This window comes from Exiguobacterium sp. s11 (assembly GCF_018619015.1).
GTDB lineage: Bacteria > Bacillota > Bacilli > Exiguobacteriales > Exiguobacteriaceae > Exiguobacterium_A > Exiguobacterium_A indicum.
Genome location: NZ_JACSNF010000001.1, coordinates 1,161,335 through 1,184,331, shown reverse-complemented (window position 1 = coordinate 1,184,331; position 22,997 = coordinate 1,161,335). Strand labels below are relative to the sequence as shown.

The window sequence follows — 22,997 nt, the reverse complement described above, 5'->3', positions numbered from 1 at the left end:
GTTGAAAAAATTGATTCAATTATTTGCCGCGATTTTCCTGATCTCGGGTGTCATTTTATTCACCTTGAATCAGTTAAATGAGACACAAGGGTATTCGGGGAAAAATGTCCTGAACATCTACAACTGGGGCGATTACATCGACCCAGCACTGATCAAACAGTTTGAGAAGGAGAGCGGCATCAAAGTCGTCTATCAGACGTTCGATTCAAACGAAGCAATGCTGACGAAGATCGAACAGGGAGGAACGACGTACGATATCGCTGTTCCGTCCGACTATGCGATTGCGAAGATGATCGATGAGAAGCTCGTCGTTCCGATCGATCATCAAAAAATCCCGAATCTCAAAAACATCGATTCGCGCTTTTTAGATTTATCGTTCGATCCGAACAACAAGTACTCGATTCCGTATTTCTGGGGAACTGTCGGTATCGTCTACAATAAAGACTTGATTGATGGGAAGAAACCGACGAGCTGGAAGGATCTCTGGGATCCGAAGCTAAAGAATCAGATTCTACTCGCTGACGGTGCCCGTGAAGTGATGGGGATGAGCTTGAATAGTCTCGGTTATTCGTTAAATGAAACGGATGAGTCGAAACTACAGGAAGCAAAAGCGAACTTGATGCGCCTGACACCAAACGTCAAGGCAATCGTCGGAGACGAGATTAAGTTATTGCTCGCGAATGAAGAAGCGGGGCTCGGTGTCGTCTGGTCAGGTGATGCAAACGAGATCATGAGCGAGAATGAAAATCTTGACTACGTCATTCCAAAAGAAGGATCAAACGTCTGGTTCGATAATGTCGTCATTCCGAAGACCGCGAAAAACGTCGAGGGGGCACATGAGTTCATCAACTTCATGCTGCGTCCAGATGTTTCAGCGAAAAATGCGGATTACGTCGGTTATTCGACACCAAACAAAGAAGGCTTAAAACTGCTCGACAAATCGGTTCGGACCGATGAGCGATTCTATCCTGATAAACAAGTCACCGATACACTTGAAGTTTATGAGAACCTCGGGAAGAAGATGCTCGCACATTACAATGAGTTGTTCCTAGAGTTTAAGATGCATAAGAAATGAGGAAGAACCTAGTGTCCCGCCGACACTAGGTTCTTTTTGTTTGCATGTATAAAAAATAAAAATAAACTTCCATAAAAAAACTATAAAAACTGAATAATTTTTTGAAATAGGGGAATCAGTTTATTATCAACGCTTTATATAGGCGCCGAGGAGGACATTAGCATGAAACAAGTCTTAGGAATCATCTTAACTGCCGCACTCACTGTCAGCATCGTGTCAGGCACTTCATATAATCAATCGGTCGAAGCAACAAAACAAACTGATGTAAAATGGCTTCAAGAAATTCAGACGCAAGCAAAACAAGCACATTCCCTCGATGGAAAAGTTGTTCTTGAAAAAACGACACTTGCGCAAGTACATAAAGCGTACAAAGGCGAAAAGAGCTCGAACTGGTGTCAAAGTGGAAATGGTCTTGCTTCAGCAGATCGTGCCCTTCACTACTGTTCAACGTATGGTGTGAAGGATGCAAAAGCGAAAGTCAGTGCCATCGTTTATGATCCGAAACAAGTCAAACGGACGGTTACAGTCAAGGAAGTCAAACAAGCCTATCCGACAGCAAAACTCGATAAAACGTTCAATGTCATGACCGTTTCCTCAAAACAGGTCAACATTTATCTAAATTTAAACTCTGACCGTACACAAGTCATGTCAATTCTAGTAAAATATAACTAATGAAAAGGATGACCGATTCGGCCATCCTTTTTATTTAATCGTTTTATAGAGTGGTACGAGATGCGAATAGGTATTTCGAATCACATCTAATAACTCCTCGCGTGTCAATTCGCTCACTTGTTGTGCTGAAATGTGACGACCGACGAGGAATTCTGCTTTTTTGACATCATGGAAGCGTTCTAACCCTGAATGGATGTCGGTCTCGTGTACGGGAACAGCATCTTTTTTCATATGATCATATGAAATGACGAAGTCTTCAGGGAGTGTGGTTAGTAAATCCGTATGATTTAGTAATTTTGAGGCATAGTGTTGTTTGTTCGGCAACTCATAGATATAGGCGAGCCAAATGAACAGATGGTCATCAAACAGTCCGACTTGGAAGTGAGGATGCTTTTTATAGCCGCGTTTATCTGGTGAAAAAGCCATCCATGTATCCTGTGGCGGATTTACTTTGCGTCTAGCATGTTGTGCGATATGGACGTGCATGTCCTCTTCGATCGCGACGGTCAAGTCGGGCGTGATTTCTTGTCCGATATCGCGAAAAATCGGTTGGATGCGCTCGCGAATGGCATGCATTCGTGAATCAAGACCATCAATGTGAAACGTGTCAAAAGCATATTGAGTAAACGTATTTGTCATGAAAGATCACCTCTTTAATGAGTGTATCAAATGAAACGATTCAAGTTCGACATTTTGCTCAAAAAATTGAATAATAGAATTAACAATTTATTACAATTTTTAAAAATAGATTAAACAGGAAGGGGAAGTTCGAGTGCGCCGTTTTCAACAATATCTCCTTCGAAGCTGGGTCGTATTTTTCTTAATCGTGATTGGCATCGATCTTTTTGCGAAGTCTAAGGATTATAGCCTCAGCGTCGACTTGTTCACGTTTTTATTGATTGCCGCATTATCCACTATTTTTGTCGTCGATCCGGTTCGCCGACGACATATGAGCTTCACGTTTCATTTTGGTTTTGTATTGTTCACATTTTTAACGTATGGCATGCTTTCTGCTATTTGTGTAGGACAGGTCACCATGTTGATTTATCAATTACGTACGATTCATACACCAGTCGGAAGACGACGGATGCTACATAACTATCCGTTTAATGTGGCGCTAGAACTTTTCTTAATCGTACCAGCAGGTCTAGCTTATAATCTCTTAGGTGGGACGCATGGTGATGCCTTTCAATTAACTGACAACATCATCCCGTTGCTTGCGATGGTCGTTATTTTATGGATTGTCTTATTGCTGCAATACCAACTTTCACGATTTCTTTTGGGTGAAAATATTCCAAGTGATGTCATGTTTCAGCTGCTACGCTTCGAAGCAGTCGTCATCACGGCAGAACTACTCTATGGTATTTTCAGTACACTTGTCGTGCAAGGAAACGGGAATAGCGGGCTTGTAATGGCAGCGTTTGCACTTTTCATCATCAAGCGTTCTCTCGGTAGTTCGGTCCAAGCATCGGACCGAATTGAGCATTGGGAACAAATTGAACGTTTAAAAGAAGCGGCGTGGAAAGACGGTGACGCGCAATTTATCATCGAACGATACCTGCGACAACTCAATCAATTCGTCAAACCGGATATTGCATGGATTAAATTCGATTTCGAAGAGGGACAACAAAGTGTCTATTATTCCTTAAAGGATGGGCGTAAATTAAAGGCGGACCATGTAGAAGGGAAGGTCATAGAGGAAATCATTGAAAAAGAGGAAGTTTTACTCTATGGTATGCAACAGGAGTGGGATATTCGATTGTATGATTGTTTACCAGAGGAAATTCAATCCGTCTTATTCATACAGCCTGAAGCAACGGAGACGATCAATTGCTCACTCTTACTTGCCTCTGAAGCCAGTGGAGAGTTTACGAAAGACTTTGGGTACGAGTTGTATCGCGCGTTGCGTGTCCTGTCATGGGCTGTAGAGCGCGCACATGAACGAGAGAGATTGCTGATTGATAGCCGGACGGATGCGATGACGAAATTACCCAATTATCGCGCGTTACAAGAGTGGGGGGATCGTCGAATCAAACAACGCGATCTGTATCCTTTCTCCGCATTGATGATCGATCTCGATCACTTTAAGCAAATCAATGATACGTACGGTCATGAAATCGGCGATGTCGTCCTATTTGAAGTAGCTAAGTTGCTGATGCAAGCGACGCGAATCACGGATCTCGTGGCTCGGTATGGTGGGGAAGAATTCGTCATCTTGCTTCCGAATACGGATCTAGAGTCCGCCCGCATCGTGGCAGAACGAATTCGTGAGACGTTGCATGCTAATCCGATTGTAGTCGAGGGTCATACTCTTGAGATTACAGCGAGCATAGGGATAGATACGCTGAAGGAACTGGGCGATCTAGCCAGTTTGATCCGAAACGCGGACCGTGCGATGTATGTCGGTGCGAAGTTCCAAGGACGCGATCGTGTCGCAGCGTATCATGAATGGAAAGAGAAAGTCATTTGAATCACACCAAAAAAAGATGGCGGAAACGTCATCTTTTTTTTGATGAAAAAAAGCCTTTCCGTCTCGAAGATCGGAAAGGACTGAAGAATGGATGAGTTCATTGAGCTTGTTGTTTGTTGAGACGGATCTCATTTTCAATCGCATGAATCGCAGCCGACCAAGAGCCGTATCGGTGTAATAGAGCTTTCGTCGAGGGTTTATTGTTCCGTTTCGCCCATTCTCGATAGGCTTCAAATGAAAGAGAAAATCCGACTTCTTCGATGGCTTGACGAAGCGATGCAGCGAGCTCTGCTTTAGAATAGGTCACGCTGGCTTCAAGACCTGCTGCCGTACAGGCATCATGCCATGATCCGAACATCTTAACGATGTGATAGTGACTCGGCGCGTGGTGAACGGATTTTCGCCACATTTGATACTTTTTCAAGGTGATTGTCGATCCGACATCCTGCGCATAGCGATGAAACGATTTTAAAATCTCATCTTTTGTATACTTCGGCGCCCGCTCGAGTTCTTCGGGTTGCTGATCTACATTCCATTCGTAACCTGCTGCAGATAAAGCTTCAGGCCAAGACCCGAATTGACGAACGATATTCTCTGGCTGTGGCCAGTCATTGACGAGCGCATAACGACGGTAGACTGTACGCCTTGGACGATCCTGGATGAGTTCACCGACTGCGCGAATCGCTTCGATCATCTCGAGTTGTTCTTCCGTATAACTCTTTTGATTTGTAAGTACGCGTTGCTTCATGAGTGAGTCCTCCTTCCTAGTGAAGTAGAGTATTGAGGCAAAAGTCCTCTGTGGTAAATATATCGGTTCATTTCCATTAATTATGAATAATTTTAATGAATTATTGTAAATATAGTGAATCGGATTCTTTGATAGTATAAAACGAAGATATAAAAATGAAAACAGAATGACACGAAATTTTAATGCTATTCAGAAAAATAGGACAAATGACACAGGTGGAAAAAAAGACCAGACACGCTCGTCAGCGAATCTGGTCTTTTGGTGTAACTTATTTTCCTTCGATTGATGCCCATTTGTATGAAGTATCGGCACCTACTTTATGGTTGACGATTCCTTTGACATACGGCTTACGTAAGAAGGAAGCTCCGCGCTGATACATAACAGAGATCGCTTGATCGTCCTCAAGGAGAGTTTTCTCAGCGTCTTTCAGTGCCTGCCAACGTTTCTCAGCATCTACTTCTTTTTGAGCTGATTTGATGAGTGAATCATATTTATCGCTTGAGTACTTACCTCGGTTGTATGGTCCACCTGTTACCCACATATCGAGGAACGTCATCGGATCCTGGTAGTCAGGTCCCCATCCTGCGAATGATAGTTCGAACTCACCTTTTGATTCTAGCTCAAGTTTGTTCTTGAACGGCTGTTGTTTGATCGTGACTTCAAGACCTGGAAGGTTTTTCTCCCACTCGCCTTTAAGGTATTCAGAGATTTTCTTCGAGTTATCATCATCGTATGAAAGAAGCTCGAGTTTGACTGATTTTTTACCGATATCTTTCAATCCTTTTTCGAACGATGCTTTTGCAGAAGAAGCATCGTATGAACCGAAGCCTTCGTTACCATCACGGAAGTCTTTACCGTCTGGACCTTTTGCGAATTCTTTCGGGACATAGTAATAAGCTGGGATTGAACCGTTGTTTAAGAGAACTTTTGCCATCTGCTCTTTATCGTATCCAGAGTCGATTGCTTTACGGATGTCTTTATTTTTCAAGAGTTCATTCTTGAAGTTCATTTGGATATAGTACATCGATGCATCAAGGCGTGTATCAAAGTCTTCGTTATCTTTATACTGATCAACGAATTCGCTTGTCAGACCAACTTGGTCGATATCACCTTTTTCGTAAAGGTTAACTGCAGTCGATGTTTCCTTAACGACTTTGTAGTTGATCTCTTCGAGTTTAACGTTATCTTTATCCCAGTACTGATCGTTTTTCTTGTAGCTCCAACCGACTTCTGTTTTCCAGTCTGATAGGACGAATGGTCCGTTGTAAAGGAATGTATCTGGTTTCGTCGCGAAGTTTTTCCCTTGTTTTTCGACGAACTCTTGTTTCAGTGGCATGAATGAACCGAAACCAGTTAATGATTTGAAGTATTCAGCCGGTTGTGTCAGCTTAACTTCGAGCGTTTTGTCGTCAACAGCTTTGACTGCAACATCGTCAGCTTTTCCTTTTCCTGTGTTATACGCTTCTGCGCCATCGATGAGATACATGATATACGCATATTGCGAACCACTTTTCGGATCAAGAACACGTTTCCATGCATACTCGAAGTCTTTTGCTGTGACATCACTGCCATCCGACCATTTCGAATCACGAAGCTTGAACGTGTATGTAAGTCCATCTTCCGAAACATCAACACTTTCAGCAACACCAGGTGTAGCTTCTTGTTTGTCATCAAGACGGAATAGACCTTCTTGGACGTTGTTTAACACTGTGAAAGAAACAGAGTCTGTTGCGACGGTTGGGCTAAGTGCTGGAATATCTGAACCACTCGTTAAATTTAAGATTTGTTTGTCTGAAGATTTCTCTCCAGATGTCGAACCGCTTTCTTTTTTACCTTCATCTGTCGTCGAACATGCCGCAAGACTTGATCCAGCGATTGTCAGTGCTCCAACGAGTGCAAGTGCCTTTTTCTTCTTCATAAAGTAAATCCCTCCCAAAAGAAATAGATATATCTGGTGAAACGATAAGAACCGATAGGATAGCGATCCGGTGTCCGACTAAAAATAAGAGGGGTCATCGCCTTTTATTCTTAAGCTGTGGAAAGCACCGGATCAACTTGTTATCAATAATAAATACAATATTCAGAAAAATCAATAGAATATTTTCAGATTATTTCAAAATCATTAAATTTGTGTGTAATACCAATGGTTTTTTTATTAAATTATTTTTGTTGAAGGATAAAATTAGGAGTTTTTAAAAGGGTTTAATACAAAAAGAACCAGTTGTATAAAACAACTGGTTCTTGAACTCATTTCTGCTCTTGGACGTACTGAAGTGCTTCTGCGACGTGATCTTTTACTTTCACACTGCGCCATTCCTTGACGATTTCACCAGACTCATCAATTAGGAAAGTTGAACGAACAATTCCAAAATATTCCTTACCGTAGTTCTTTTTCAGTTGCCAGACGCCATATTGCTCACACACTTCATGCTCGATATCTGATAACAATTGGAACGGTAATTCGTATTTTGCGATAAAGTTTTGATGCCGTTTCTGACTATCAGCAGAAACACCGAGAATGACGGTGTTATTTTCTTCGAACGCTTGCGTCGCATCACGGAAATCACGTGCCTCGGTCGTACAACCAGGCGTTGAATCCTTCGGATAGAAATAAAGTATGACTTTTTTTCCGCGATAATCCTCGAGGGAAATCGGTTCTCCTTGTGCGTTCGGAAGGGTGAATGTTGGTGCTTGCATGAAAATTCCTCCTTATCCTAATTCCATGTTTAATTGATCCGCATATTTCTCAAGCTTCTTTTGAAGACTCTCTTTTAATGGATCGAGGGCAATCAAGTACTTCTCATAATCCGAACCGGCTTTCGCTGTCTTCATGAGGAGTGGCTGTTCTTCTTCATACCAGTCTGCGTAGTCTTGATAGTAATCAACGAGCGTTTCAGGATTTCCTTCGTTCTTGAGCGCCTCACCGTAAATCATCAGGATGTTACTGTTCATCTCAAGCGCCATATAATCGGTTTGCGCATTGACACGAGAGAAGACGGCATCCTGCTCTTTTTCATCGGTTTTTCCGATCTCATCAGCCGCCTTCGCATTGACACCATATTCATCAGCGTTAAATCCAGTGAACATGTCGCCAAGCGTCGAGAAGACGGACGGATCGAATGTCGTCGGTGTCAGGACGATTTTCCACTCATCGTCTTTCTTCAATAACAGTTTCGATCCCCGGTTTGGGAGTATCGATCCTTTCGCATCCTTGAATTCGTGGATGATATAGGCAACGTCGCCCTTTTGGAACGACTTGACGACCTTACCGGGAACAACATTCAAGTTTTTCGCACCGACGGCAAGCGGTTCAAGTTGTTTTTCGTCACCCGTATATTCAATCGATGCAAGTTCTTTTGCATCTGCTCGTCCGGATTGACCGAGCGTTTTTTCGTATGTTTGATAGACGTCAAGAACGGCTTGTTCAGCCTTCTGTTGTTTTGTTTCCGTCGTCTTCGGGGATTTGGTATCTGTAGAAGACGGGGAATCGTTTCCGCAACCGACGAGTACGAGACTGGTCGCAAGCAGCACTACGAGCGATCGTTTCATTCGAATTCCTCCTAAGATGAGTGTTTCATGGTGCTTCCATAGCTAATCTTGTCTCTACCATACAGGAAATTCGCTTTTTTGAGTAGGATATCGGTACACTAAACGAAAGGGGAGTGATAGATATGAAAATTCATATTACAGATGAGGCATTGCAATACTTTAAAGACGAGATGGAAGCAAAATCAGGCGATACGATTCGCTTCTTCGCAAAATATGGTGGCTCAACGGATTTAACACAAGGTTTCTCGGTCGGCGTTCATATGGAAGAAGTCGAACGGGCAGCGGTCGAAGAGGTCGTCGACGGCATCCACTTCGTCGTTTCGGATCAAGATGACTGGTTATTCCAAGGGCAAGACGTCAAAGTTTCAATTGAACACGAAGAAATCGTCTTTTCACAAGCGAAGGAATAATCGAGAACTGAGGAGCGACCAAATCCGTCGCTCCTTTATTTTTTTGACTAGAATAATTGTAAGCGGACTCATGCTTCTGTACAATGGAGAATGTAAGCGATTTAAAGTAGAGATTAAAGGGGGAATAGAGATGATTCCGTACAAACACGAACCATTCACGGACTTCTCACAAGAAGCAAACAAGAAAGCGTTCGAAGAGGCACTTGCACTCGTCACGCAAGAACTCGGCAAAGATTATCCGCTCGTCATCGGTGGAAAACATGTGACGACGGAAGATAAAATCGTCTCCGTCAATCCGGCTAACAAAGAAGAAATCGTCGGACATGTCTCGAAAGCGACACAGGAACATGCAGAAGAAGCGATGCAAGCAGCAGTCACAGCCTTCGAAACATGGAAATTCGTCAATCCGTCTGTACGTGCGGACGTCCTATTCAAAGCAGCGAACATCATCCGTAAGCGGAAGCATGAGTTCTCTGCCTACCTCGTCAAAGAAGCAGGGAAGCCTTGGAACGAAGCAGATGCCGATACAGCAGAAGCGATCGACTTCCTCGAGTACTACGCACGTCAGATGCTCGTCTTAAAAGACGGCAAAAAAGTCGAGAGTCGTCCAGGCGAATACAACCGTTACGATTACATTCCACTCGGTGTTGGTGTCATCATCTCACCATGGAACTTCCCACTCGCGATCATGGCTGGAACAGCTGTTGCAGCAATCGTGGCAGGGAACCCGATCCTCTTGAAACCCGCATCGACGACACCGGTCGTCGCAGCGAAATTCGTCGAAGTGATGGAGCAGGCTGGTCTTCCGGCAGGCGTCTTGAACTTCGTACCAGGTTCAGGGGCAGAAGTCGGTGACTACCTCGTCGATCACCCGAAAACACGTTTCATCAGCTTCACGGGATCACGTGATGTCGGTCTTCGCATCAACGAGCGGGCATCGAAACTAAACGAAGGTCAAATCTGGCTCAAACGCGTCATCGCGGAAATGGGCGGAAAAGATACGATGGTCATCGATGAGTCGGCCGACCTCGATTACGCAGCGGACATGATCACGAAAGCGGCATTCGGATTCTCGGGTCAAAAATGTTCAGCTTGTTCACGTGTCGTCGCACTCGACTCTGTCTATGACGAGTTGCTCGAAAAAGTCGTCGCGAACACGAACAAACTTAGCATCGGTAACCCGACGGATGTCTCAAACAATGTCGGACCAGTCATCGACGCAGCAGCATTCAAGAAAATTACGTCGTACTTCGACGTCGCAAAAGAAGAAGGACGTATCGTCGCAGGTGGTACGGCGGATGATTCAACAGGATTCTTCGTCTCACCGACAGTCGTCGCGGACGTTCAACCAACGGATCGTTTGATGCAAGAAGAAATCTTTGGACCAGTCGTCGCCTTCACGAAAGCGAAAGATTTCAAAGAAGCAATCGACATCGCGAACAACACGGAATACGGATTGACAGGTGCTGTCATCACGCAAGACCGGACGAACCAAGAGTACGCGCGTGCGAACTTCCACGTCGGTAACCTCTACTTCAACCGTGGGTGCACAGGCGCAATCGTTGGCTACCAACCATTCGGTGGATTCAACATGTCTGGAACGGATTCGAAAGCGGGCGGACCAGATTACTTGACTTTACATCTTCAAGCAAAAACAACTTCAGAAATGTTCTGAAATGGTGTTTAATAGATGAAACGGGTGTGCGACCTGCATGCCCGTTTTTCTTATATCATGGAAAAAGGGGGAGCAAGGATGAACGGAATGTGGTTTGCGATTTTGTTGTATCTCGGACTGATGGTCGCACTTGGCGTCATTGCGTATTATCGGACGAAGAACATGAATGACTACATGCTTGGGGGACGTACGATTGGTCCCGTCGTCACGGCGCTCTCTGCTGGAGCAAGTGACATGAGTGGCTGGTTGTTGATGGGATTACCGGGTGCGATGTATGCAACTGGTCTGTCCAGTGGATGGATCGTCGTTGGTTTATTGCTTGGTGCTTACGCCAACTGGTTACTCGTCGCGCCGCGTCTGCGTGCGTATACAGCACATGCAGGGGATGCGATCACGATTCCCGATTACTTTGAAAAACGATTCCACGATAAAAGTGGTGTCTTGCGTACCGTTTCAGCTGGAGTTATCTTAATATTCTTTATAATGTACGCATCAAGTGGTTTTGTTGCAGGTGGTCGTTTGTTCGAAGCGGTTTTCGGACTGGATTATACGACAGGTCTTTGGATTTTAGCGGGCGTCGTCATCGCTTATGTCTTCCTCGGTGGTTTCCTTGCCGTCAGTTGGACGGACGTCGTCCAAGGGATGATCATGGTCATCGCGTTGCTGATCGTACCAGGCGTTGCCCTCGCTTTAAGCGGTGGAATCAACGAGACGCTCGAAACGATTCGGTCGACGGACGGTTCAAAGCTCGAGTTATTCAAAGGTACGACGGTCATTGGAATCGTCTCGCTACTCGCATGGGGACTCGGCTACTTTGGTCAGCCGCATATCATCGTTCGTTTCATGGCGATTCGGAACTTACACGAGATGAAGTCAGCACGTCGCGTCGGGATGATCTGGATGACGTTCTCGATCGTTGGAGCGATGGTGACAGGTTTGATCGGATATGCCTACTTCACGCAACAAAATAGTCCTTTAGGAGAACCAGAGAATGTCTTCATTCAATTATCACGCGATCTCTTCCCTGGTTTCATTACGGGACTGTTGCTTGCAGCCTTACTTGCTGCCATCATGTCGACGATCTCGACACAGCTACTCGTCTCTTCGAGTGCGGCAACGAATGATTTCTATCAACGTTTCTTCAAGCGTGATGCTTCTGATCGTGAATTGATGGTCATGGGGCGCGTGATGGTCCTTGTCGTCGCTGCTCTAGCGATTCTCTTATCGTTCGGTGCACAGAAGTCGATCTTGACTCTCGTTGGTTATGCGTGGGCTGGTTTCGGTGCCGCGTTCGGACCAGTCGTTCTGTTCAGCTTGCTTTGGCGCCGGATGAACAAGACAGGAGCACTTGCTTCGATGATTACGGGATCTGTCGTCGTCATCGCCTGGATTCTCATCAAACAAAATGTCGAAGGGTTGCCATTCTACATTTCTGAGATGTACGAGATGATTCCAGCCTTCTTCGCTTCGACTGTTGCGCTCGTCGTCGGTAGTCTCGTGACGAAGGAACCGAGTCAAGCGATCTATGATGAATTCGATCAAGTGCAAGCGCAGCTAAAAGGTGCGGAGCCTGAGCGGAAGATTGTCTAATTAACAAAAAGGGGTGTTTCCTGATTACAGGAAACATCCCTTTTTAATTCACTTCATACGTTGTTATTTACCATAAACATATTTGTTGCGCTTGTGCAATATGAGCGTATAATAAAAACCAAAAGTGAGGTGAACGAGATGGCGACACAGCCACTTACACAAGATTTACCAAGAAAACGGACATATCTTGGACCAGCGTTCGTCGCTGCCGTCGCGTATCTCGATCCGGGAAACTTCGCGACGAACATGACGGCAGGTGCCCAGTACGGCTACTTACTGCTCTGGGTCATCGTCGCCTCGAACTTGATGGCCGTCGTCATTCAGTTCCTGTCAGCTAAGCTCGGAATCGTCAGCAATCTCAGTTTAGCGGAAGTAATCCGGGAAGAGTTATCACCGGTCACGCGCTTCTTCTACTGGGTACAAGCGGAACTTGTCGCGATGGCAACCGATCTCGCTGAGTTCGTCGGAGCCGCACTCGGATTTCATTTATTGTTTGCGATTGATTTACGGATGGCGGCCCTTTTAACAGCTGTACTGTCCTTCGTCATCCTCGGCTTCGAGCAAAAGGGACTCCGGCATTTTGAAGCCGTCATCGCCGTTCTTGTCCTGATCATCGCGGCTGCTTTTGCGATTGAAGTATTTGAAGTTCATCCTGTCTTTCGTGATTTATCAGCGGGGCTAATACCAGGATTCGAAGGCACATCGAGCATCGTCCTCGCTGCCGGGATGCTTGGGGCAACTGTCATGCCGCACGCGATCTATCTCCATTCCGATTTAACGAAACGGCGGATGGGGCACGTTGCGAATAAAGCTTCGATGTTACGCATCCAACGCTTCGACATCTGGGGAGCGATGCTGATTGCCGGAGCGGTCAACGGGGCGATGCTCGTCATTGCGGCAAGTGTCTTTTATGGCACGAAGTATCAAGCGGGTTCGCTTGAAGCGATCTACGAGGGACTTCATGTCACGCTCGGTGGTAGCGCACCGTATCTGTTTGCGATTGCTTTACTTGTCTCGGGTCTCGCTTCTTCAAGCGTCGGGACGATGTCAGGTGATGCGATCATGCGCGGCTTTCTTCATCTTCAACTGCCATTGTTCGTTCGACGGACCGTGACGATGTTGCCGGCGATTGTGTTGCTGTTCTCCGGTTTTGATCCGACACGGGCACTTGTCCTCAGTCAGGTCGCCTTATCGTTCGGGATTCCGTTCGCTCTGATTCCGTTGATTCGAGCGACAGCGAGTGAACGGTACATGGGGAAACATCGGAACAGTCGGTTCATGAACACGTTGGCCTGGATCATCGTCTCGATCGTCATCATCTTCAATGTCTATCTGCTTGTCGATGTCTTAGTATGAATATTCAGTATTTTTGTTTCGTCTGATTTAAAGCGGGTATTTCATAACTAGAAGCTTTCCGCCCGGAAGCTTTGCTACCCCTATAGGACGATGGTGCGGACCTCCCCCCGATGCACCATCGTCTTTTTTGTCTGGACGAAAAGTGCTATGATTAGAAATAGTGTAAAATATATCGCAAAAGTTCCGGAGGTGGAATGACATGGCAAAGATTAATGAGGAGCAAGTCCGCCACGTGGCGCATTTGGCACGCCTTGCCGTGACAGATGAAGAAGTAGCACAATTCACAGGACAACTCGAGAAGATTCTTGGGTTCGCTGAACAATTAAATGAACTCGATACGACAGGCGTCGAACCGACGACTCATGTCCTCGATTTAAAGAACGTCCTACGTAAGGACGAAGTACGTCCATCACTTCCTCGTACGGAAGTAGAACGACTCGCACCCGATTGGGAAGACGGACAAGTCCGCGTCCCAGCGGTGTTCGAATAAGGAGGAAATGACCCGATGTCACTTTTTGAACATGGTGTCAAAACACTACACACACTCATTCAGGATGGCGAAGTCAAAGTTTCTGAACTCGTCCAAGAATCCTTTGATCAAATCGACCGCGTCGATGGAAAAATCGGTGCGTTTCTTTCATTGAACGAAGAAGCATTCGAGCAAGCAAAACGAATGGATGATGTCGCGAAACACGAAGCGAATCCATTGTTTGGTCTTCCAATCGGTGTCAAGGATAACATCGTCACGAAAGGGATGACGACGACATGTGGTTCGAAATTCCTCGAGAACTTCGTACCAGCGCATGACGCGACGGTCGTCGAGCGTCTGCATGAAGCAGGGGCGGTCACGATCGGGAAATTGAACATGGATGAGTTCGCGATGGGTTCTTCAAACGAGAACTCAGCGTACAAACCGGTTCGCAATCCATGGAATACGAAACACGTTCCAGGTGGTTCTTCAGGTGGTTCAGCAGCAGCTGTCGCAGCAGGCGAAGTCTTGTTCAGCCTTGGTTCGGATACAGGTGGTTCGATTCGTCAACCGGCTGCCTATTGTGGTGTCGTCGGGTTGAAACCGACATACGGTCTCGTCTCACGCTTCGGTCTTGTGGCGTTCGCGTCGTCGCTTGACCAAATCGGTCCGTTGACACGAACAGTCGAAGACAACGCGTATCTCTTGAGCGCGATCGCAGGACACTGTGAGATGGATTCGACGTCTGCGAATGTCGCCGCAACGGATTACACACAAGCGTTGACAGGTGATATTAAAGGGTTGAAGATCGCTGTTCCGAAAGAATACTTCGGTGAAGGTGTCAGTGAAGGCGTCAAAGCCAACATCCGTGAAGCGATCCAAAAACTCGAAGCACTCGGTGCGACGGTTGATGAAGTGTCACTCCCGAACTCGAAATATGCACTTGCGACGTACTACTTACTCGCTTCATCAGAAGCATCATCGAACCTCGCGCGCTTTGACGGTATTCGTTACGGAGTTCGTGCGGAAGCGGACGCACTTGAAGATGTCTTCAAGTATTCTCGCTCACAAGGATTCGGAGACGAAGTCAAACGCCGGATCATGCTCGGAACGTACGCGCTCAGCTCAGGTTATTACGATGCGTACTATAAAAAAGCACAACAAGCTCGAACGTTGATCAAAAAGGACTTCGACGATGTCCTCGCGAACTATGACGTCATCATCGGACCAACAGCGCCGACACCAGCATTCGAACTCGGTGCACAACTGGATGATCCCGTCACGATGTATGCGAATGACATCCTAACGATTCCAATCAACTTAGCAGGTGTCCCAGCCATCTCGGTTCCAGCTGGATTCGTCGACGGTCTTCCGGTCGGCTTACAAATCATTGGAAAACATTTCGATGAGGCGACGATCTATCGCGCTGCGCATGCGTTTGAGCTTGCGACAGGTGGATTCGCGCTTCCGAAGTTATAAGGAGCGAATGTATCATGAACTTTGAAACGATCATCGGGATCGAAGTCCACGCCGAGCTGAGCACGAACACGAAGATGTTCTGTGGTTGTGCGCGGGAATACGGCGCGGAGACGAACACGAAAACGTGTCCGATTTGTCTTGGACATCCGGGCGTCTTGCCGAAAATCAACGAAAAAGCCGTTGAGCTCGCTGTGCGTGCAGCCATGGCACTCAACTGCCAAGTGGCCGATCAAACGAAATTCGACCGGAAGAACTATTTCTATCCAGATACGCCAAAAGCGTATCAAATCTCACAGTTCGATCAACCGATCGGCTTCGATGGCTACATTGATGCGGAAGTCGATGGCGAAACGAAACGCTTCCGAATCGAACGTGTCCATCTGGAAGAAGATGCTGGTAAGATGAACCACACGGGTGCTAATCACTCAGTCGTCGACTTCAACCGGACAGGTGCGCCGCTCATCGAGATCGTCAGTGAAGCGGACATGCGTTCACCGAAAGATGCAGTCGCCTACCTCGAACGTCTCAAGGAAGTCTTGCAATATGCAGGCGTCTCGGACGTCAAGATGGAAGAAGGATCACTTCGTTGTGACTGTAACATCTCCGTTCGCCCATACGGACAAGAGAAGTTCGGTACAAAAACAGAACTTAAAAACTTGAACTCATTCGGAAACGTCTTAAAAGGTCTTGAGTTCGAAGAAGATCGTCACCGTAAGTTGTTGCTTGCAGGTGGTGTGATGCGTCAAGAAACACTTCGCTTCGATGAGACGAAAAAACAAACAGTCCTCATGCGTGTCAAAGAAGGGGCGTCGGATTACCGTTACTTCCCAGAGCCTGACCTCGTCAAGCTCGTACTTGATCACGATTGGAAAGAAGCGATTCGTGCCGGTATCCCGGAACTTCCAGATGCACGTCGCGTTCGTTACCAAGAAGAACTCGGTCTTTCGGCGTATGATGCGAAGCAATTGACAGTTACACGTGAGATGGCAGAGTACTTCGAAGCGACTCTCGCAGCAGGCGCAGAGCCAAAAGCAGCAGCCAACTGGACGATCGGTGAGATCCAAGGTCACTTGAATAAATCGACGGAAACGTTCGAAACAGTCAAGATGACACCAGCTCGTCTGGCAGAGATGATCGACTTGATCGCAAGCGGTACGATTTCTTCGAAAATCGCCAAACAAGTCTTCACAGCCGTCATCGAAGAAGGTGTCGAGCCACGTGCATACGTCGAAGCAAACGGTCTTGCACAAATTTCAGACGAAGGATTGCTACGTGGTCTCATCGTCGAGATGTTCGAAGCGAACCCAGCCGTCGTCGAGGAATTACTCGGTGGACGTGACCGGAAGAAAGGCTTCGTCATCGGTCAAATCATGAAGAAAACAAAAGGAATGGCGAACCCTGCCCTCCTGGATCAACTCTTCTATGAAGAGCTTGAAAAATTAAAATAAGTAGCTGATCGAACAGCGTCCGTTCCTCCTTTACTTCTGCGAGGAAACGGACGCTGTCTTTTTTGGCTTTGTAATGTCTCGAGAGTTCATGTAAAATAAAACAGTTATGTATCAAATGAACGGTTGAGTCAAAAAGGAGAAAATCTTATGAGACCTAGAGCGCGCGTGATTTATAACCCGACTTCCGGGAAAGAGATGGTTAAACGAAATTTACCGTATATCCTCGACCGACTCGAAGCAGCGGGTTATGAGACATCTGTCTACTCGACGAAAGCGGTCGGCGATGCGACGTATGAAGCAGCACGAGCATGCGAAGCAGACTTTGATCTCGTCGTCGCAGCAGGCGGCGATGGTACGTTGAACGAAGTGATCAGCGGAATGGCTGCCTACAACAAACGTCCAAAGCTTGGTGTATTACCTGTTGGAACGACGAATGATTTTGGTCGGGCGATGCGTATTCCATTGACGATCGAAGGGGCGATGGATGTCATTTGCACGGGACATACGATGCCGGTCGATATCGGTAAGATTGAAGGATCGGCAGGCGTCCATTACTTCATCAACATCGCTGGTGGTGGCATCATGACAGAACTGTCGTACGAAGTGCCTTCGAAGCTGAAGACGGCACTCGGACAGCTCGCGTACTACGTCAAAGGGATGGAGAAACTTCCACAAATCCGACCGACATATGTCGAACTGGAGCATGAAAAGGGTATATTCAAAGGAGAAGTCATGCTGTTCTTGACATCGAACACGAACTCCGTCGGTGGGTTCGAGAAGCTGTCACCGAACGCGTCACTCAATGATGGTCGGTTCGATCTCTTCATTCTCAAGAAATGTAACCTCGTCGAACTGATTCGTGTCATGCGTCTTGCCTTAAAAGGGGATCATTTCTCGGACCCTTGCATCGAGCATGTCACGACCTCATTCGTCCGCATGAAGAATACATCAGAGATGAGTTTGAACATCGATGGTGAGTTTGGCGGCATTTGCGAAGGCGAGATGACGAATCTTCGCTCTCATTTCGAAGTCATGACACCAAAGTTCCGGATCGAAGAGATGGAACAAATCAATACACAACTACAAGAAGCAGAAACGAACCTCGCGTGAAGCGAGGTTTTTAAGGAGGATATTCATGATTCCAGTACAAAAGAACGATGAACACGTCGTCGAGATCGTCGACCTGACACATGAAGGATCAGGGGTCGCGCGCATCGATGGCTATACGGTCTTCATCCCGGGCGCATTGCCGACGGAGCAGGTCAAGATCAAGATCACGAAAACGACGAAGTCTTACGGGTTCGGTCGTATCATCCGTCAAAAGACGAAGAGTGTCGATCGTGTCGAGCCACCTTGTCCGGTTTACAACCAGTGTGGCGGTTGCCAATTGCAACACTTGTCATACGATGCAGAACTCAAGTTCAAGCACAACCGTGTCCGTGACGCTTTCGCGCGCCTAGCAGGTCTTGAAATTCCCGTCCACGAGACGATCGGGATGGAAGATCCTTGGGGTTACCGCAACAAAGCACAAGTACCGGTCGCCTTCCAATCGAACAAATTGATGGCTGGCTTCTATCAAAAACGGAGCCACCGGATCATCGATATGGACTACTGCTTGATCCAAAACAAAGAAAACGACGAAGCCGTCCAAGCGGTTCGTAAAGTCCTCGCTGATTTAAAAGTCCCAGCATACGACGAGAAGAAAAAAGCAGGTGTCATTCGTCATATCATGGCTCGTCATGGTTACCACACGAACGAATTGATGGTCGTTCTCGTCACGAAGGTCAAACAACTTCGCGGCATCGATAAGATCGTTGATGGCATCTTAAAGACGTTACCGAACGTCACATCAATCCAGCACAACATCAATCCGGATGACACAAACGTCATCCTCGGTAAAAAGAACGTCGTCTTGTACGGACCGTCCGTCATCCGCGATCAAATCGCTGGATTGACGTATGAGATCTCACCGCATTCGTTCTTCCAAGTCAACCCGCTACAAACAGAGAAACTCTATGCGAAAGCGCTCGATTATGCTCAGTTGACAGGCGATGAGACAGTCGTCGACGCATACTGTGGCATCGGTTCGATTTCCTTGTCACTTGCGAAACAAGCGAAGCACGTCTACGGCATCGAGATCGTACCACAAGCAATCGATGATGCACGTCGGAACGCGCAAGCGAACGGCATCGAGAACGTCACGTTTGAGTATGGTGCGGCTGAGAAGGTCATGCCTGATCTCGTTAAAGCGGGTATCCAACCGGACGTCATCGTCGTCGACCCGCCACGTAAAGGCTGTGACGAAGAGTTCTTGCGTGCTGCGGCAGATGTCGCACCGAAGCGAATCGTCTACGTCTCATGTAACGCATCGACACAAGCACGTGACGCGAAGCTGTTGACGGAGCTCGGTTATACACTCGTTGAAGTGACACCGGTCGATATGTTCCCGCATACGACACACGTCGAGAGCGTTGCCTTGTTCGTCCGTAACTAAATTAAAAGTGCCTCTTTCCAGTTAAGGAAGGAGGCACTTTTTGATTTATCATTCCGTTTCTGTTGATTCGTCCTCGACCGTCGATTGTGCTGTACTTGGGAACAATTCAGCAAGAACGCGTTCACTCGCCGTACCATCATCTAAGCTACAGAACCGTTCGAGGAAGCGATCGTATTTTTCTTGGTAAGCGACGGACTTCGTATCGATTTGTTCGATATAATCGATGACTTGATCTGTTTCCTTCAGAAGTGGTCCAGGGACGACTTCTTCGAAATCGAAGTAGAATCCGCGCAACGTTGAAGCATACTTCTCTAAATCGTACGTAAAGAAGATCATTGGACGTTGCAAGTGTGCATAGTCGAAGAACACAGATGAGTAGTCCGTGATCAGGATGTCACTAATCAGATAGAGTTCTGCGATATCACCGTATGAAGAGACATCGTAAGCGAATCCTTCGTGTCCACTGATATCCATGTTTTGAGCAATCAAGTAGTGCATCCGTAAAAGGACGACGTACTCGTCACCGAGGCGTGCTTGCATCTCATTTAAATTCAATTGCAAGTCGAATCGGTATTTTCCTCGCGCGATGAACTCATCATCTCGCCATGTCGGTGCATAAAGGACGATCTTTTTATCAGCCGGAATATTTAAGCGTGTTTTGATTTCACTGATGAGACCCGCTTGATTATCGGCATATAAGAGATCGTTACGAGGATAGCCCGTTTCAAGCATCGTATTTTGGAACCCGAATGCGCTCTTGAAGATTTCGCTCGAGTACGCGTTTGGCGAAATCAGATAGTTCCATTCTTGCGCTTGGTTATAGAAATTCTTTTTATAGCGAATCGCATTCGTTCCAGCCATATGCACATCTTCCATATCAAGACCGAGTCGTTTTAATGGCGTACCGTGCCATGTTTGAAGATAGATGGTTTCTTCGCGTTTTTTCAAGCTGAGCGGCTGACGCGTGTTGAAAATCCAGTATTTCGCACGAGCCATGTATTGATAGTACGTAAAGCTGTTTCGAAGTACCCAATTCGGACATGCTTCCTTCACTTCATCAGAAGGTTCTTGAGCGAAAATCCAAACAAGTTCTAGTTCCGGATGTTTTTCTTTTAGGTGAAGGTAAAGTGCCTTCGGATTGTCAGAGTAACTCCGCCCTAAGAAACTTTCGAATAAGACGAGATTGTCTTTGATCGGCATCTTCTGGAATAGTCGATATAGCATAAGACCATTTTTAATTTTTTTACGACGCGCCGTACGTAAGGAACGTTTTGTTTTGACAGCAGTAATGTACAGCTTGAACATCGCGTACGATCCCGTTGACCAAGCTTGTAGATATTTACTCTTTGATGGCATCCGCTTTAAGTCGTAAGCGACATGGTTGAAGACTTCTGCTTGTTGAGTATTAGATGAACTCCGTTCGAGTAATGTACGTCCACGTTTTGAAATGAAACGCTTATACCATGTATTTAAGAATTTTTGAACTTCTTCATCTTTCGTCTCTGCTGATAACATGCCATAAATCCGAGAGATATCTGAGAGTGTCGTAATGTCACGCAGTTGGAAGAGCGATTGACCATCCAGTGGTGTACTTCTTGAATTCCGTCCGTACACGATGTAGTTGACGGAAGTAATGTTCGTTAACTGCGAAATGACAGTATGCGCGATGAGCGTATCCGCAAACCATGTCGTTTCGAGGCTAGGCAATGTCTGAAGCAATTCTTTTTTGATCATCCATCCATGGATCGTCGTCAGGTGACGCGAATTAAACTTCGTGCGCGAGTAAAAGAAGTAACGATCGTCATCGATCGGCATCAGCCATTTCTTCTTATTATAAACAGGGGAGATCTTACCGATGATGACTTCCCCACGAGACTTCTCGTATGCCTTGATATATGTGTAAAGCGCACGGGGAGCAAGAATATCATCACTATCTAAAAAGATGACATAGTCTCCTGAAGCAGCTTGAACTCCATTGCGTCGAGCCGCATACACACCTTGATGTGATTGCTCGATGATGGTACACGTTGGATATAGTGCACGAATGTCATCGACATAAGAACTTGGTCCATCAAAGACAACGACGATTTCTACAGGAATCGAAACGTGTTGGTCGAGAACGGATTGAATCGCAGCTTTTGCTTGAGATTCGGTTTGATAGACTGGAATGATCACACTAATTGAATTCATGTTGACTCTCCTTTTGATGAAAGAATCGAAAAAGATTCGATTCGGCAAAATTGTATTCTGTTGAATAGGATATCACAAATCTGAAAAAGGTAGCAGTGTTCCTAAAAATCTGTCTTTTGTCTGTAATGAGTAGGTGTCTCGCCCGTGATTTGTTTAAAGGCCTGACTGAAATGACTTTGACTTGAAAAGTGCAGTCGGTTTGAAATCGTCAATAGCGAGTCGTCAGATGAACGTAGCAATCTTTTCGCTTCGCGAATCCGTTCACGAATGACGTAACGAGCCAGCGGTAAACCCGTTTCATCTTTAAATAAAACGGATAAATAGTTGGAGGATACGTGAATCGCCTGACTGATGGACGAGACCGATAAAGGATCATAGAGATGCTGCTGAATGTATCGAATGGCAGCTAGGACGTGTGGCGAATGACGCAATGCTTGTATTTCTTTGACGGCTTCCGCAAAAGATACCGTGATCCGAACGTGACGATTTCGCAATTCTGCAATACTCGTCGCAGCTTCGATCGTCTCAATCATCCGATCACTGAGCGAAAAGGCTTCGTCTGGTTCGAGCCCCCCACGAATAGCGGCACGTGCGCTCAGAAGAACCGTTCCTAGAAGTAGATTCTTTTCTGCTCGGAGTGGTTGATGACGTGCGAGTGTTCCGAACTCACCGTATGCGGGAAGAGAATAGGTCGTCGCCAACCGTTCGCTCTGTCCGGATGAGATCCAGTCGATGATTTGTTGCTCGCGTTGCCAAGCTTTTCGATAGGCGGTCACACCTGTGTGCGAAGGGGCTTCAGACACTAAAGGAATTTCCTCTTCCTGTATATCTGAAACATGATCGATGTCACGAGAGGACAATCCTTCACCATGTAGAAGGCGATAGAGCAAATGGGCACAGTCGATCAGACGATTTTCCGTCGTTCGGGGTAGAACTTTATAAAATTGATGATAGGTCTCATCTTGAATATGAGCCCGAAAAAGTGCTGACTGTAAGAGAACGGGACCGATCCGGTACATGCCTTGGTCAGGAACGTCTACGAACAGATAAGCCGTTCCGTCTTTTAAGGTATGAAGTAGAGGGCGATGATTTTTTAAAGTAGGCCACGTATCTTCAATCAATAGATTAGCCGGATGCTTGGGTGCGGAAGGACGTAACTCGATTGAGACATGCTCTTGATCTTGATAGGAAATAAAAAAACCAGTCATCCCAAACAAATGTTCCGCGATTTGTGTCAAGTCTGAGGGGCTTAAGGGATTCATGAAGCGACTCCTTTCGAATGATGCATCGATTGTATCTAGTGTATGTGCTCGGCAATCGATAGTCGAGTAGGGAATGAAAAAATCCGAAGTCTTTCTTCAAGACTCCGGAT

General features: G+C 46.3%; 19 protein-coding genes. 12 read left to right on the top strand and 7 right to left on the bottom strand.

What is annotated here, in order from left to right; genetic code table 11:
• The first annotated feature begins 1 nt into the window (after nt 1).
• Both KNQ12_RS06345 and KNQ12_RS06340 read left to right on the top strand, forming a co-directional pair.
• On the top strand, nt 2-1,075 hold the full coding sequence (locus tag KNQ12_RS06345) for an ABC transporter substrate-binding protein (RefSeq protein WP_023469348.1): 1,074 nt from the start codon (nt 2-4) through the stop codon (nt 1,073-1,075).
• A 162-nt stretch (nt 1,076-1,237) separates the two neighbouring features.
• Nucleotides 1,238-1,747, top strand: a complete 510-nt coding sequence (locus KNQ12_RS06340) for a hypothetical protein (RefSeq protein ID WP_023469347.1) — start codon at nt 1,238-1,240, stop codon at nt 1,745-1,747.
• A gap of 30 nt (nt 1,748-1,777) precedes the next feature.
• On the opposite strand, the gene KNQ12_RS06335 is transcribed toward KNQ12_RS06340, so the two are convergent.
• Entirely contained in the window at nt 1,778-2,386 is a 609-nt protein-coding gene (locus KNQ12_RS06335; protein WP_058714075.1) for a YktB family protein, read from the bottom strand.
• Nucleotides 2,387-2,519: 133 nt separating this feature from the next.
• Between KNQ12_RS06335 and KNQ12_RS17205 the strand changes: the two genes are divergently transcribed.
• Nucleotides 2,520-4,217, top strand: coding sequence for a GGDEF domain-containing protein (locus tag KNQ12_RS17205; RefSeq protein WP_055969073.1), 1,698 nt, complete (start codon nt 2,520-2,522; stop codon nt 4,215-4,217).
• Between the two features lie 97 nt (nt 4,218-4,314).
• Here the strand turns inward: KNQ12_RS17205 and KNQ12_RS06325 are convergent, their stop codons facing one another.
• The 4 genes from KNQ12_RS06325 to KNQ12_RS06310 form a co-directional block, all read right to left on the bottom strand.
• Entirely contained in the window at nt 4,315-4,965 is a 651-nt protein-coding gene (locus KNQ12_RS06325; RefSeq protein WP_023469344.1) for a homing endonuclease associated repeat-containing protein, read from the bottom strand.
• A gap of 268 nt (nt 4,966-5,233) precedes the next feature.
• On the bottom strand, nt 5,234-6,883 hold the full coding sequence (locus KNQ12_RS06320; RefSeq protein ID WP_214746873.1) for a peptide ABC transporter substrate-binding protein: 1,650 nt from the start codon (nt 6,881-6,883) through the stop codon (nt 5,234-5,236).
• A 329-nt stretch (nt 6,884-7,212) separates the two neighbouring features.
• The gene (gene bcp / locus KNQ12_RS06315; protein WP_214746870.1) at nt 7,213-7,662 is read right to left on the bottom strand and encodes a thioredoxin-dependent thiol peroxidase; all 450 of its coding nucleotides are present in this window, start codon (nt 7,660-7,662) and stop codon (nt 7,213-7,215) included.
• 12 nt (nt 7,663-7,674) lie between these two features.
• Nucleotides 7,675-8,514 (bottom strand): hypothetical protein, encoded by an 840-nt coding sequence (locus tag KNQ12_RS06310; protein ID WP_214746867.1) that lies wholly within the window; start codon nt 8,512-8,514, stop codon nt 7,675-7,677.
• Between the two features lie 122 nt (nt 8,515-8,636).
• Between KNQ12_RS06310 and KNQ12_RS06305 the strand changes: the two genes are divergently transcribed.
• The 9 genes from KNQ12_RS06305 to rlmD all read left to right on the top strand — a co-directional run bounded on the left by KNQ12_RS06305 (nt 8,637) and on the right by rlmD (nt 19,435).
• Entirely contained in the window at nt 8,637-8,924 is a 288-nt protein-coding gene (locus tag KNQ12_RS06305; RefSeq protein ID WP_023469340.1) for a HesB/YadR/YfhF family protein, read from the top strand.
• A gap of 130 nt (nt 8,925-9,054) precedes the next feature.
• Nucleotides 9,055-10,599: an L-glutamate gamma-semialdehyde dehydrogenase gene (gene pruA, locus KNQ12_RS06300; RefSeq protein WP_214746864.1), complete on the top strand. Its 1,545-nt coding sequence runs from the start codon at nt 9,055-9,057 to the stop codon at nt 10,597-10,599.
• 78 nt (nt 10,600-10,677) lie between these two features.
• Nucleotides 10,678-12,189 (top strand): sodium/proline symporter PutP, encoded by a 1,512-nt coding sequence (gene putP, locus KNQ12_RS06295; protein ID WP_133207737.1) that lies wholly within the window; start codon nt 10,678-10,680, stop codon nt 12,187-12,189.
• A 93-nt stretch (nt 12,190-12,282) separates the two neighbouring features.
• Nucleotides 12,283-13,545: an Nramp family divalent metal transporter gene (locus KNQ12_RS06290; RefSeq protein ID WP_353047607.1), complete on the top strand. Its 1,263-nt coding sequence runs from the start codon at nt 12,283-12,285 to the stop codon at nt 13,543-13,545.
• 199 nt (nt 13,546-13,744) lie between these two features.
• On the top strand, nt 13,745-14,035 hold the full coding sequence (gatC, locus tag KNQ12_RS06285) for an Asp-tRNA(Asn)/Glu-tRNA(Gln) amidotransferase subunit GatC (protein WP_023469336.1): 291 nt from the start codon (nt 13,745-13,747) through the stop codon (nt 14,033-14,035).
• Nucleotides 14,036-14,050: 15 nt separating this feature from the next.
• Nucleotides 14,051-15,493: an Asp-tRNA(Asn)/Glu-tRNA(Gln) amidotransferase subunit GatA gene (gene gatA, locus KNQ12_RS06280; RefSeq protein WP_023469335.1), complete on the top strand. Its 1,443-nt coding sequence runs from the start codon at nt 14,051-14,053 to the stop codon at nt 15,491-15,493.
• 14 nt (nt 15,494-15,507) lie between these two features.
• Nucleotides 15,508-16,941 (top strand): Asp-tRNA(Asn)/Glu-tRNA(Gln) amidotransferase subunit GatB, encoded by a 1,434-nt coding sequence (gatB, locus tag KNQ12_RS06275; protein WP_035396151.1) that lies wholly within the window; start codon nt 15,508-15,510, stop codon nt 16,939-16,941.
• 147 nt (nt 16,942-17,088) lie between these two features.
• Nucleotides 17,089-18,051: a diacylglycerol kinase gene (locus tag KNQ12_RS06270; RefSeq protein WP_023469333.1), complete on the top strand. Its 963-nt coding sequence runs from the start codon at nt 17,089-17,091 to the stop codon at nt 18,049-18,051.
• A 25-nt stretch (nt 18,052-18,076) separates the two neighbouring features.
• A complete protein-coding gene (gene rlmD / locus KNQ12_RS06265) occupies nt 18,077-19,435 on the top strand; it encodes a 23S rRNA (uracil(1939)-C(5))-methyltransferase RlmD (protein WP_214746858.1) in 1,359 nt (452 codons plus the stop codon).
• A 48-nt stretch (nt 19,436-19,483) separates the two neighbouring features.
• Here rlmD and KNQ12_RS06260 read toward each other — a convergent pair whose 3' ends face one another.
• Both KNQ12_RS06260 and KNQ12_RS06255 read right to left on the bottom strand, forming a co-directional pair.
• The gene (locus KNQ12_RS06260; RefSeq protein WP_214746853.1) at nt 19,484-21,625 is read right to left on the bottom strand and encodes a bifunctional glycosyltransferase/CDP-glycerol:glycerophosphate glycerophosphotransferase; all 2,142 of its coding nucleotides are present in this window, start codon (nt 21,623-21,625) and stop codon (nt 19,484-19,486) included.
• A gap of 101 nt (nt 21,626-21,726) precedes the next feature.
• Nucleotides 21,727-22,863 carry a helix-turn-helix domain-containing protein gene (locus KNQ12_RS06255; RefSeq protein WP_235147598.1) on the bottom strand — a complete coding sequence of 379 codons (1,137 nt, stop codon included), beginning with the start codon at nt 22,861-22,863 and terminating at the stop codon, nt 21,727-21,729.
• Between the last annotated feature and the right edge of the window lie 134 nt (nt 22,864-22,997).